The 13,296-nt window shown below is 36.4% G+C and carries 14 protein-coding genes; 9 read left to right on the plus strand and 5 right to left on the minus strand.

Annotation, left to right across the window (positions count from 1 at the left end):
- The first annotated feature begins 220 nt into the window (after positions 1–220).
- Positions 221–1,375 carry a M23 family metallopeptidase gene (locus tag DV942_RS03115; RefSeq protein WP_145855217.1) on the plus strand — a complete coding sequence of 385 codons (1,155 nt, stop codon included), beginning with the start codon at positions 221–223 and terminating at the stop codon, positions 1,373–1,375.
- 152 nt (positions 1,376–1,527) lie between these two features.
- The gene (locus DV942_RS03120; protein WP_186462410.1) at positions 1,528–2,835 is read left to right on the plus strand and encodes a DUF2268 domain-containing putative Zn-dependent protease; all 1,308 of its coding nucleotides are present in this window, start codon (positions 1,528–1,530) and stop codon (positions 2,833–2,835) included.
- Between the two features lie 344 nt (positions 2,836–3,179).
- Here the strand turns inward: DV942_RS03120 and DV942_RS03125 are convergent, their stop codons facing one another.
- From DV942_RS03125 to DV942_RS03140, 4 genes are all read right to left on the minus strand, one after another.
- Positions 3,180–3,377 carry a cold-shock protein gene (locus DV942_RS03125; protein ID WP_090985541.1) on the minus strand — a complete coding sequence of 66 codons (198 nt, stop codon included), beginning with the start codon at positions 3,375–3,377 and terminating at the stop codon, positions 3,180–3,182.
- Between the two features lie 200 nt (positions 3,378–3,577).
- Positions 3,578–4,213 (minus strand): peroxiredoxin, encoded by a 636-nt coding sequence (locus DV942_RS03130; RefSeq protein ID WP_090985540.1) that lies wholly within the window; start codon positions 4,211–4,213, stop codon positions 3,578–3,580.
- A 162-nt stretch (positions 4,214–4,375) separates the two neighbouring features.
- Positions 4,376–5,470 (minus strand): S1C family serine protease, encoded by a 1,095-nt coding sequence (locus tag DV942_RS03135; RefSeq protein WP_145855221.1) that lies wholly within the window; start codon positions 5,468–5,470, stop codon positions 4,376–4,378.
- 6 nt (positions 5,471–5,476) lie between these two features.
- On the minus strand, positions 5,477–6,043 hold the full coding sequence (locus DV942_RS03140; protein ID WP_090985536.1) for an RNA polymerase sigma factor: 567 nt from the start codon (positions 6,041–6,043) through the stop codon (positions 5,477–5,479).
- Positions 6,044–6,246: 203 nt separating this feature from the next.
- On the opposite strand from DV942_RS03140, the gene DV942_RS03145 reads away from it, so the two are divergent.
- The 7 genes from DV942_RS03145 (at position 6,247) to DV942_RS03175 (ending at position 11,065) form a co-directional block, all read left to right on the plus strand.
- Positions 6,247–6,465, plus strand: a complete 219-nt coding sequence (locus tag DV942_RS03145; RefSeq protein ID WP_090985534.1) for a hypothetical protein — start codon at positions 6,247–6,249, stop codon at positions 6,463–6,465.
- A gap of 143 nt (positions 6,466–6,608) precedes the next feature.
- Positions 6,609–6,827, plus strand: coding sequence for a hypothetical protein (locus DV942_RS03150; protein WP_121283151.1), 219 nt, complete (start codon positions 6,609–6,611; stop codon positions 6,825–6,827).
- Positions 6,828–6,960: 133 nt separating this feature from the next.
- Positions 6,961–7,182 (plus strand): hypothetical protein, encoded by a 222-nt coding sequence (locus DV942_RS03155; RefSeq protein WP_090985668.1) that lies wholly within the window; start codon positions 6,961–6,963, stop codon positions 7,180–7,182.
- A gap of 138 nt (positions 7,183–7,320) precedes the next feature.
- Positions 7,321–7,518 (plus strand): hypothetical protein, encoded by a 198-nt coding sequence (locus DV942_RS03160; RefSeq protein WP_145855223.1) that lies wholly within the window; start codon positions 7,321–7,323, stop codon positions 7,516–7,518.
- A gap of 214 nt (positions 7,519–7,732) precedes the next feature.
- Positions 7,733–9,079 carry an adenylosuccinate lyase gene (gene purB, locus DV942_RS03165; protein WP_145855226.1) on the plus strand — a complete coding sequence of 449 codons (1,347 nt, stop codon included), beginning with the start codon at positions 7,733–7,735 and terminating at the stop codon, positions 9,077–9,079.
- 86 nt (positions 9,080–9,165) lie between these two features.
- A complete protein-coding gene (locus tag DV942_RS03170) occupies positions 9,166–9,717 on the plus strand; it encodes a NifU family protein (RefSeq protein ID WP_090985525.1) in 552 nt (183 codons plus the stop codon).
- 751 nt (positions 9,718–10,468) lie between these two features.
- The gene (locus DV942_RS03175) at positions 10,469–11,065 is read left to right on the plus strand and encodes a GIN domain-containing protein (protein WP_145855228.1); all 597 of its coding nucleotides are present in this window, start codon (positions 10,469–10,471) and stop codon (positions 11,063–11,065) included.
- A 323-nt stretch (positions 11,066–11,388) separates the two neighbouring features.
- Here DV942_RS03175 and DV942_RS03180 read toward each other — a convergent pair whose 3' ends face one another.
- A complete protein-coding gene (locus DV942_RS03180; RefSeq protein ID WP_145855230.1) occupies positions 11,389–13,023 on the minus strand; it encodes an ABC-F family ATP-binding cassette domain-containing protein in 1,635 nt (544 codons plus the stop codon).
- Between the last annotated feature and the right edge of the window lie 273 nt (positions 13,024–13,296).

Below are 13,296 nucleotides of genomic sequence, written 5' to 3' on the forward strand. Positions count from 1 at the left end.
TGCTAAAAAGATGCTGACCACGGAGTAGCTACAAGGCCATTGAAAATATTATTTCTACTTGTAAAACAAGTTCAGCATGACGAATCGGCCAGGGATGGGTCGTTTATAAGGCAGTATTTTAATTAAATAATTATCGAGTTCAGGTTAATATTAAAATCATTTATCTTAAAAGTGTAACCGCGACACGTTTAGTTACATCTAACAGGAAAATATTTATCGAATGAAAAGTAAAGGCCTACGTTTATCCTATTTAATTTTGCTATTCTGCTTTGTTTTTTTGAGTCGTTCAACTGCACAGGATGTACCAGCGAAGAACAAATCGAAACCGTTTTCATTTCCGCTTCAATTGGAAATGCGTGTACCATTTGGCCCTACTGCTTTTCCAAACGGATCAAATTTTTATCTGATCTATGAGCTTTATCTCACAAACTTCGGTGCTTCACCCATTCATTTAAAAAGGATGGAACTGCTTAACGGAGACCGGAGCGGCAACACCCCACTCCTATCTTTTGATTCGCTTGAACTCAAAACTATGGTGAAAATTTTGGGCAACAACAATCTAAAAGACGCCTTAAATATTGAAGCCGGGCACAGTGCGGTCGTATACATAGAGGCAAAAACGACTAACAAGACAGGATTTCCCAATAATATCGTACACCGGATCATTACCTCAGCTGACTCTTTAGATGGAGCGGCAATAAACACACATACTACTAAAATCCAAACGCTTAAACCTCCTGTATCGGGTTCGGATTGGATTGCAGCCGATGGCCCTGGCAACAGTATTGATAATCATCACCGACGGGGGAACATCATTCTTAGCGGACACACCATAAATTCAAGGCGTTTCGCCATTGACTGGAAAAAGGTCAAAGACAGCGTATCTTTTTCTGGTGATGCGGCAAGTGTACGTTCGTATTTCTGTTACGGAGAAAAAATCTTTGCAGTGGCCGATGGCACAATCATCTCTGCTACAGATGGATTACCTGATAACATTCCGGGTCATGGAAAAGCCTTCCACCCGGCAGTGCCACTCACCTTTGAAAAACTGCCCGGTAACAATATCGTAATTGATCTTGGCGACGGACACTATGCCCACTATATGCACATGCAGCCAGGCAGCTTGCATGTTAAAAAGGGCGATCGTGTACGCAAAGGTCAATTATTGGGCAACATCGGTAATTCCGGAGATGCGCGCGAGCCACATCTGCACTTTGAGGTGACTACTTCTGCAAAGCTCCTTGATGGTGAAGGTATTCCTTACATCATTGACCATTACCAGCTGGGCTACCAAAATGGTTTCGATGAGGTGCACCATAATGAATTACCTAAAGAAAAACAAATTGTAGATTTTGGAAACGCAAGGGAAAGGTAACCAGCAAAGACTTTTATCATTAACTATTCATCTTTATTAAATGTTATAAATGATCTGCCATAGTTTTTAACTTAATACCGGTTGCTACCGTTTACTTATAGTTGCTTATGTTTATTTCAAACTTTTATTGTATTATTAAAATGTTAGATCATTTGAGACCATCTATATTATTATTACTGCTATCATTGTTGTTTTTAAAAGCAAATAGCCAGGACATACATCAACGAATCATCACCTCTGACATTAAAAATTTTTGGACAGCTTATGATAAGATTAAGGAGACCAGCGATAGCACTTTACAGGTAGGCTACATTAATGATCTGTTTATTAAACGCGGTACTGATGGCCTGAAGTCTATTATGAAAGCAAGAGGATATACTGCTAAATCTTATGTTGATGCGATCCACAATTATCCACTATTCTGGCATTCAGTAAGGGCTAATACCCAACGCGCAGATGAATTTGCAGACAGTATCGCCAAAGAAATTGATAAATTGGCCGGGATTTACAAAAAGCTTAAACCTGCCCGTATTTATTTTACTATTGGGGCCCTACGTACCAACGGGACAACATTGGATGGGAACGTTTTAATAGGAAGCGAACTTGCGCTCGCTGATGCACATACTGTATCTTCTGAATTCCCGAAAGCGCTATCACACCTAAAAACTTTTTTTAGCAGCAACCCGATCCGCTCAACCGTATTCTTAAATGTGCATGAATATGTACATACCCAGCAGAAGAGCACTATTGGCTATAATCTCCTTTCTCAATGCGTTATTGAAGGCGTAGCAGAATTTTTGGCAGTTACGGTTACCGGTAAACCATCAACAACGCCAGCTATTCAGTTTGGATCACAGAATTTTGAAAAAATAAGAAGCGTATTTGCCAAACAAATGTTTTTTGAAGATAGTGGATTCTGGTTATACAGCAATTCCGATAATGAATTCAAAATGCGCGATCTGGGCTATTATGTAGGATATGAAATCTGCAAAAAATATTATCAAAATGCTAAAGATAAAAATCTGGCCATAAGTGAAATGATTAGGCTCGATTACAATAATCCATCGGCTTTACATCATTTTGTTGATCGCTCTGGTTATTTTGAAAAACCGGTATCAAAATTTTACCGGCAATACGATAAAAGCAGGCCGACTGTTGCGGGCATTAAAGAGTTTAAAAACGGAAGCAAAAAAGTTGATTCTGGTTTATCCCAGATTACGATCAAATTTGCTGATAAAATGGATAAACGGCACCGGAATTTTGAACTTGGACCGCTGGGAGAAACACATATATTAAAGATAAAAGAATTTAAAGGCTTTTCTGCTGACGGATATTCTGCTTCATTTGATGTCGTTTTAAAACCCAATCACAAATACCAGCTAATTGTAGGGAGCGGTTTCCGCAATGAGAATGGAATACCACTTAAACCATATCTGATCGAATTTACCACCGCAAAATAGTTTGCCTGTGTGATTCAGTATTATTCGGTATCAATGAGGCATTCCTGACTCTCCTCCGATTTACAGCAGCTGTCAACCTGAACCGGGATGACTTAATGGATTAAATTCAGGATCATCAACTTGTCCACTTATAGTTAACCCAGCAGGGGCTCCCAACTAAATAAAGCCGCACGACTCACGTTAAATTATCTATTCACCAGGCCCACCTGCGTGTAATCATTACAACTTATGGTTTCTCTATTTTGTGCTATTTTTGAGTGAGCTCGACGTGACAACAGGTTATAAACACAAAAAGCCTTTCTCCTGAAAAGCTTTTTGTAGTCTGGATAAATCTGTTATCTTGTTTAAACTTTTTTCACATTTACAGCCTGTAAACCTTTTCTGCCTTCGGCTACTTCAAATTCTACTTTGTCGTTTTCTTTCAAACTTTCAATTCCGCCTAAAACATCTTTAAAATGCACAAATAAGTCTTTATTGTCTTCTTGCACAATAAATCCAAAGCCTTTTTCCGTATTAAACCATTTAACTCTTCCGGTTGCCATAAAAAAAATAAAAATTGTATAAATAAATAAACCTTTTACGCCTTGATCAGCATTTAATTTAAACAATTGCGTATTAATTCAAATAAAACAACCAGTTTAAAGCATTAATATTGAAACAAAACTATCAAATATAATAACTTACTCATATAACACAAGTCATTTTGGCCTGTTCAACAAGAATGTTGCGTTTAGAAAATAAATTATTTATTTGGCTGAGGTGTTGTACGTAAATAAGGTTTAATAACCTGGTGTCCTTTCGGAAATTTAGCCGGAATATCTTCTGTTTTAATGCTGTTTACCACAATTACGTCTTCCCCATCTTTCCAATCAGCCGGAGTAGCCACGCTGTAATTTGCGGTAAGCTGCAAAGAATCAATTACACGCAATACTTCATTAAAATTACGTCCGGTTGATGCCGGATAAGTAATGATTAATTTTACTTTCTTATCGGGACTGATGACGAACAATGACCTTACCGTTAATGTTTCAGAAGCATTCGGGTGGATCATGTCATATAGATTGGCAACAGTTTTATCCGGATCGGCGATAATTGGAAACTCTACAGAGGTATTTTGAGTTTCGTTGATATCATTTATCCATCCTTTATGCGAATCGGCAGAATCTACACTCAGGGCTAAAACTTTAACATTTCTTTTTTCAAACTCATCTTTCAATGCAGCCGTTCTACCTAATTCAGTAGTGCAAACCGGTGTATAATCAGCAGGATGTGAAAACAGTACGCCCCAGCTATCGCCTAAATACTCGTAAAAATCTATTTCGCCAATAGAGGTATCGGCTTTAAAATTTGGTGCGGTATCGCCTAATCTTATACTCATGATCTTATTAATTTAATTTTTGACTAACACAAATCTAAACAATACCATAGTAAATACATAGATTTTATATTAATTTTAGACTTCCAAATTACAAATCCAACAAAAAGCCCTGAAGAAATAATCTACAGGGCCTAAAAGTATTAATTTGTTTGGGGTATTGTCTTAATATGCTTTGATCATAAATACATAATCTTGTATTTTTTCAATCTGCTTGGTACGTTTTAAACCAGAAAGCAAGCTTTTTTTATTGGCTGAAAGTTTATTTGTGCCCAGCGAATCCTGAGGGATAGCCCTCATGGCCTCCAGGATATATTTTGATTTTATGGCAAAGGCTGCACCTTCTGTCTGATCTGGCTTGCCGCTTATGATACCGACCAAATTTCCGTTATTATCCAAAACCGGCCCCCCACTATTACCCGGATTAACCGAAATGGCTACCTGATATTGGGTGGTATCCCCTACAAAACCATTTTTAGAACTTACGTAACCTTCGCCAAGTACGGCATCATCTTTCGGATAACCTAAGGTGTAAACAATTTCACCAATGTTACTGGTATTTCTTTTGATGGTATATGGAATAGAAGATAAGTTACTGAAATGTTTGTCGCTTATTTTAAGAATGGCAATATCATTTTGAGGATCTGTGTAAACAGATTTTACTTTAAATGACTCTCCTTTACTGTTTTGTACATATAAAGAATCGGCACCATTAATAATATGCAGGTTGGTTAAAATGTAACCATTTGTAGAAATGGCAAAGCCAGTACCGCCAAAACTATTTTGACTATTTGGTTTATCCGCAGTTGCGCTGCTGTGCTTGATATTTCTGATTAAGCTATTTTGTGTTTTAATGGCATTATTTACCCGGTTACTTAACTGCCTGTAGCGCTCGGCCTGTTGAGTACTATGCTGAATGGAGTAAATGGAAACCAGAGAAAGTACAACAAAAGATGCGGCAACTGCAATGGCAGATTTATGTTTCCGCCATAGTTGAACCACGCGTGAGGGATGCGGCCTCAGTGTAGCGGCCAAACCTTCCACATCAATTTCTGAATGGATATGATTTAACTGTTCTTTTAAACGCAACTGTTCTGCAAATGTATCCATAGAAGCTAAAAAGAACTTATGCGAAACCACTTTATGATCTACTGTAGCATCGCTAAGACGTAACTTTTCAAAAGCTTCCATTTCCTGTGCATTAAGTTTACCTAACAGATAATCTTCAATAATTGCATCTAACTCCAAATCGTTTCTCATTTCAAATTATGGTTGAAAAAATATTTTCTTTAACCGCTGCAGGCATTTGTATTTCTGCGTTTTTGCATTATCGGCATTGGTGTAACCGAATTTTTCGCAGATATCCTGCATGGATAAATTGTGGATATAAAAATCCTGAATAATGGTTTTACAAGGTTCGCCCAGATGATTAAGTGCTGATTGCATTTTCATAAATGAAGCATCTTTCTCTTCATGGTTTTCTACATCTTCCTCTACAGCAAAAACATCCTCATAATCAGTAATACTTCCGGTTTTTTTACTATTCAGACTAAGTTTTTTTAACCAGATACGCCTGCAAACTGAATAAATATATGTTTTCAATTTGCTGCTCAGCTCAAAATTACCAGTCTTAATTTTGTTATATAAGATTATTATACCTTCCTGGTATACATCTTTTGCATCATCTTCATCACCGTTGTTATTCAGAATAAACTGCAAAACCATTGCATAATACGCTTTATATAACTTGTTAAGTATATCTTCTGAGTTATTTAGGATACCTAAAATAACCTCTCTATCTGTTGGAACTGAACCCTTTAAACTGTTATTCACTAGTTAATACATTTTTCTGTAAATAGTAACCCAATATTAGACAAAAAAATATTTATAGCCACTATAATTGCTTAATACAAACATCAGGCAAACGGTAACCCAAATTCTGGCTAAAAAAATATTTTAACTTTTCTGTAAATTTTCGGGTTACCTTTTTACCTTTGCGGCATTAACAAGAAATTAATTACTAAAAAAATTCAAAAATGAAAAATGCATTCAAATTAGGCTTTTTAGCTTTAGCTTTATCTTTATCAGTTGTTGCTTGTAACTCAGAGAAAAAAGCTGAAGGTGCTGATACTACTTTAACTGATTCTTCTACTATCGTAACTGATACTACTGCAAAAGATACTTCAGTAAAAGATTCTACAGTAAAAGATACAACTGTAAAAACTACTACAGAAAAAACTGAAGTTAAACACTAGTCTAACTTTATCATATAAAAAAGCGCCTTGAAGTCAACTTTAAGGCGCTTTTTTATTTTTTTTACTTTTTTTTTATTTTTTTGGGTTACCTTTTTAAATCTTCGGTATTAACAGGTAAATTAATTACTTAAAAAATATTCAAAATGAAAAATGCATTCAAATTAGGCTTCTTAGCTTTAGCTTTATCTTTATCAGTTGTTGCTTGTAACTCAGAGAAAAAAGCAGAAGGTGCTGATACTACAGCTACTGATTCTTCAACTGTAATCACTGATACTACAGCTAAAGATACTACAGTTAAAGATTCTACAGTAAAAGATACAACTGTAAAAACTACTACAGAAAAAACTGAAGTTAAACACTAGTCTAACTTACTCATAAAAAAAGCCTTTGAAATTCATTTTTCAAGGGCTTTTTTATTTTTCCACGTCAAATATCGGTTACCTTTTTAAATTTTTAGTATTAATGGTATATATTAACCCTAAAACATATACCAAGATGAAAAATGCATTCAAATTAGGCTTTTTAGCCATGGCTTTATCACTAACTGTAGCTGCTTGTGGCGAGTCGGGTAAAAAAGCGGATGGCGCTGATACAACAGTTACAGATTCGTCGACAATTGTTACAGACACAACTAAAGTTGACACAGTAGTAAAAGATTCTACCGTAAAAGATACTTCTGTTAAGGCCACAACCGAAAAAACCGAAGTAAAACACTAATTTCCATCAATTAACTGAAATAAAAGGTCTCAATTATTAAAATTGAGACCTTTTTTTATTAATAAACCGGGTTACTTTTTGAATATTCCGGCATTAACTTGTAATTAATTAATTTTTAAAACCAAACCAGACAAAAAAATGAAAAATGTATTCAAAATGAGCTTTTTAGCATTAGCTTTATCCTTATCTGTTGCAGCTTGTAAATCAGAAAAAAAAGATGGCGGAACAGATTCGTCTAAAGTTGACTCGACAGTTGTAGATACTAAAGTTAAAGATACAACTGTAAAAGATACAACCGTTAAAGACACTGTAAAAGCTGACACGACTAAAAAGTAGTTGCTGGCATTAAATTTTCACCCTGAGCTTGTCGAAGCCTTTCAGCATGTTTTGAAGTTTTGATGCTTCGTCAAGCTCAGTATGAACAAAGCTAAACATGATATATGTTAGGGTTGGAGCTACAGCTTACAACACAACCTCTTTTTATTTTAGCGATCAAGGCCTTAAAATCCATCAATTGTAGTAAATTTGCGGCAAAAATATAATCCGCATAATGAATTTAACATCACTACAAGCTATTTCACCTGTTGATGGCCGTTACAGAAAAACTACAGAAGGTTTAGCCGCTTACTTTTCTGAAGAGGCCTTAATTAAATACCGGGTTTTTGTAGAAATCGAATATTTTATCGCGCTTTGCGAAATCAACTTGCCTGGCTTGGAGAATTTTGATAGAAATCTTTATGTTGAATTACGCAAAATCCATGAAAATTTTTCAGAAGCTGACGCTTTAGAAATTAAGGAAACTGAAAAAGTAACCAATCATGACGTTAAAGCAGTAGAATATTTTATCAAAAATAAATTTGATGCTTTATCTCTTCAAAACTATAAAGAGTTTATCCATTTTGGTTTAACCTCTCAGGATATCAATAATACTGCTATTCCCTATTCCATCAAACTGGCCTTAAATGAGTGTTATTATCCGGCTATTGATGCTTTAATCGAAAAAATAACTGCACTGGCAACAGAATGGAAAGATATTCCGATGTTGGCGCATACACACGGTCAGCCAGCCTCACCTACTAAATTAGGAAAAGAGTTTTTGGTTTTTGCTGAGCGTTTGACCATCCAGGTAGATAGTTTAAAAAGTATCCCTAATAGTGCCAAATTCGGTGGGGCAACCGGCAATTTCAATGCACACCACATTGCCTACCCTCAAGTAAACTGGGTTGATTTTTCAAACCAATTCGTGAATGAGACATTAGGTTTATCACGTGCACAACACACTACGCAGATTGAGCACTATGATCAGTTTGCCGCACAATGTGATGCCTTGAAACGAATCAATAACATTATTATCGATTTGGACAGAGATGTCTGGACTTATATTTCAAAAAACTATTTCAAACAGAAGATCAAAGCCGGAGAGATCGGTTCATCAGCAATGCCACATAAGGTTAACCCGATTGATTTTGAAAACGCAGAAGGAAACGCTGGGATTGCAAACGCACTTTTCGAATTCTTTGCTGCCAAACTACCGATTTCACGCTTGCAAAGAGATTTAACAGACTCTACTGTTTTGAGGAATATTGGCGTTCCTTTCGGACATACATTAATTGCCATTCAAGCTACTTTGCGTGGATTAAATAAGATTTTGTTAAACGAAATGGCTTTACATGCAGATTTAGATGAAAACTGGGCAGTTGTGGCAGAGGCTATTCAAACTGTTTTAAGAAGAGAAAACTATCCTAACCCTTACGAAGCCCTGAAAGAATTAACCAGAACAAATGCTAAAATCAATGCGGCAAGTATTGCCGAATTTATTGAAGGTTTAAATGTTGCAGAAGATATAAAAGCACAATTAAGAACCATATCTCCTTTTAATTATACCGGCGTTTTTTAGTTAAATTAAATTGACGTTAAGCAGACAGCCGATAAAGGTTTTATTTAGGAGTAATTGTTAATTTTGTTTATTCAAATAGATAAGACATGACGATTAACGTATATACAGAACAGACTCCGAATCCGGCTACCATGAAATTTATGGTAAACAAACTGTTAATAAACGGCAGTGAGGATTTTGCGACTAAAGAGAGTGCTGAACATTCGCCTTTTGCTAAAGAGTTGTTTAAGTTCAACTTTGTTTCTGGCGTCTTTTTCGCCAGTAATTTTGTTACCATCACCAAAACAGATGATGCAGAATGGGCAGATATTGAGGCGATCTTAAAAGAATTTGTTAAAGGTGCTGTAGAATCTGAATTAAAAATTAAAGAAGCAGCTGCAGAAGAAACGCCGACATTTGAAGGTACAGAAACTGAAATTAAAATTCAACAGATTTTACACGATTATGTACGCCCTGCTGTTGAACAGGATGGTGGTGCCATTACATACAAATCTTTTGATGAAGGTGTAGTAACTGTAGAATTACGTGGATCTTGCAGTGGTTGTCCATCTTCTACCATTACACTTAAATCAGGCATTCAGAACTTATTGCAAAGAATGGTGCCGGAAGTTACCGAGGTGGTTTCTGAAGCGCTTTAAAATGGTGCATTTTTCATAGTATATATAGTGAAAGGTCGCGATGAGAATCGAGACCTTTTTTTATGCTTTTATCGTTAATCCATTCTGATAGATTATAAATTCGTCTATTCACAATTTCCTGAAGAAGTTAATCAATGATTTTTTTACGGCGTTGTCCATAATTTTGCTCAAAAAAGACACAAAAGCTGTAGGACATATTAAATTCCATCATTGCGATGATTTTCAACGAAAACCTTTGCATAATTCTCAGATCACTTCTGTTTGATCACTTTGAACCGCCAACCTTCAATATTGCAATTGAGCATTAATTGATAGCATTGACCTGATTTCGATCATCCAGCCTCGGGCTAAACATCCTTATCAGTAAGTACAAATATGCTTCCCTCTCCTACGCGCCTTTGTTAAAGCCATCAAAATTAAATAAAGCCCAAAACCTACATGGATAAACGACTGGTCCGTACCAGCGCAAATTATATTCCGCTAATCTGCTACGCTAGCTGCAAATTTTCATTGTATTTTTTTGCCGGTTGATTTCATAAGTACACTGTTCGCTGCCGCACATTTACTGTCCGGAAATGAACAGGCCTAAACTAAGAATAAGCAAAAAACCACCTCAGATGGCTGTTAAAGCGTTATTTCTATTCTGGCATCAGCTTAGTTAAGTATGCCGCAGAATAATACTGGTGGAGATTGATTCCATGAATTGACCACCTTAACCGAAAAGTTTAACATATAATTTAATAAACAGACAATGAAAACTTCAATTAAATCGCTCATCGCTATGGTATGTACAACAATGACTTTAACAGCTACCTACCCAAATAATTTATGTGCGGCAGAAAAAAGCAAAACTACTTTTCTTAAGATCCAAAACTTCAGAAGGATTGTGATAAATGGAAATATAGAAGTGATGTTGGTTCAGCAACCAAGAGTTGGTGTATCTTATGCAGATGATAATAAAGGAACTGTAAAAGTTATTCAACAAGGTGAGGTATTGCGCCTTACCAACTCCGATACAGAAAAGTGTAAACTTATTATTTATGTAAATGATATCTACCGCATTGAGGCCAGCCAAAATGCAGTACTGAAAACCGAAGTGAAGCTCAGCACGAAATTTCTCCAGGTTATCCTTAAGGACAATGCCATTGCAGATATTAATACCAGTAGTGAGGGATTATATACTGAAATTCTGGATAACAGTACGTTAAAACTAAAAGGCAATACTAACCACCACGCTTTGGTTATGGGTAAAACGCCTAATTTAACCATAAATGGTTTTGTGTCAGTTAAAACAGATGTTAGGCGCGTAGAAACAGCTGACGAACAAATTGCTGCGCTTGCGCTTTAAGTTAAACGCATGTTAAAAAACAGCTAACATACTGATATTAAATACATTGCAATCATTTTTTGACAGATAAAATTAAGAAGATATTATCTTTGGATAAATCGTCATTCCAACTTGATTGGGAATCTTAAGCTAAGCGCTTTAAAATTCTCGCACACGCGGGAATGACGTTTTTTTTTGAAGAATATGCCACAATGCCGGTTTCCTGAAGTATCGGACCAAATAGTAAAAAGAATTTATCTGAATGCATTAGTAACATTTAGCTACCCCGATAAGCCAAACAAAGGCTAAGCTCAATGTGACGAATTCAAAGTGATTAGGATTATTTAACTCTGTTCAATTTCCTTCAGGCTATTCATTTTTTTATAGGCTAAAAATCCTTTGATATCTTCAAAATGTTCACGAACACGTTTATTGCCAAATTCAAATACTTTTTGCACCAATCCGTCAAGGAAATCGCGATCGTGCGATACCAAAATTAAAGTACCATCAAAATCCTTCAGTGCGTCTTTAATAATATCTTTGGTTTTCATATCCAAATGGTTGGTAGGCTCATCCAGTATCAATACATTAACAGGCTCTAACAACAGTTTAATCATTGCTAAACGCGTTTTCTCACCACCAGAAAGTACTTTAACTTTTTTGGTGGTATCATCGCCACTGAACATAAAGGCACCTAACAGGTCCTTGATTTTAATGGATCCGTCGCTCAATGGAATTTGATCAATGGTTTCAAACACGGTGAGGTTCTCATCAAGTAAAGCGGCCTGGTTTTGCGCAAAATAACCAATTTTAGCATTGTGACCCACTTTTAAGCTACCTTCAAAATCAATTTCCCCCATAATGGCTTTGATCATGGTTGATTTACCTTCACCGTTTTTACCTACAAATGCCACTTTTTCTCCGCGCTCAATTACCATAGATGCTTTTTCGAAAACCACATGATCTCCATAAGTTTTGGTAAGCTCCTCTACCATTACCGGATACTGACCCGAACGTGGAGACGGTGGAAACTTTAGCCTTAACGCCGATGTATCTACTTCATCAATTTCGATTATTTCCAGTTTCTCAAGCATTTTCACGCGAGATTGCACTTGTAATGTTTTAGAATAAGTTCCCCTAAAACGGTCAATAAATTCCTGGTTATCAGCAATAAAACGCTGTTGTTCTTCGTAAGCCTTCAATTGATGGATACGACGATCAGCACGCAGCTGTAGATAATGGCTGTATTTTGCTTTATAATCGTAAATCCTTCCCATCGTGACTTCAATAGTACGGTTGGTGATGTTATCTACAAAAGTACGATCATGTGAAATCACCATAACGGCTTTTGCCGAATTGATCAGGAAATCTTCCAGCCATTGAATACTTTCGATATCCATGTGGTTGGTAGGCTCATCCAATAGAATCAAATCAGGTTTTTTCAATAAAATCTTGGCTAACTCAATGCGCATACGCCATCCACCCGAAAACTCAGCGGTTTGGCGGCCAAAGTCTTTACGTTCAAAACCCAAACCTTTTAATACTTTTTCTACTTCAGCGTCGTAATTAGTTTCTTCAATTGAATAAAATTTCTCACTTAATTCTGATACGCGCTCGATCAGCTTCATGTAATCATCACTTTCGTAATCAGTACGGATCGTCAGCTGTTCATTCAGTTCATCAAGCTCTTTCTGCATCTGGTTTACCTCCGCAAAGGCTTTCATGGTTTCCTCAAAAACAGTAACATGATCCTGGGTGAGTAAATGCTGTGGCAAATAGGCAATTACAGCTTCTTTCGGACCGGTTACGCTACCTGAAGTAGGCTTGGCTACATCAGCAATTATTTTTAGTATGGTCGACTTGCCTGCGCCATTTTTACCCATAAGGGCGATTTTGTCGTTCTCGTTTATGGAAAAGGTTACATCGCTAAAAAGGGTGGTTCCGCCAAATGATACGGAGATATTATTTACATTGATCACAAATCGGGAATATTAAATTAGCGGCAAAGATAAAGGAAAGCAGTTAAATTGTTGTCAGAATAAACCACATAAAAAGAATCTCTTTAGATGCCACTATTTGCTCAAAGCAGAATAGCAATTACATCTGCACCTGTTTAGATTTTATATCAAAAACAGAAAATTACCCCGCATGATGGCATATTTCCAGTTCAAAGCCTGAAAGATTGGTTTGAAAGTTAATAATCGAATTTTATTGCCTCTATAAGGCTGAACCAGAAAAGCACACCGCAAAAT

It is taken from the genome of Pedobacter suwonensis (genome assembly GCF_007833675.1).
Classification (GTDB): Bacteria; Bacteroidota; Bacteroidia; order Sphingobacteriales; family Sphingobacteriaceae; genus Pedobacter; species Pedobacter suwonensis.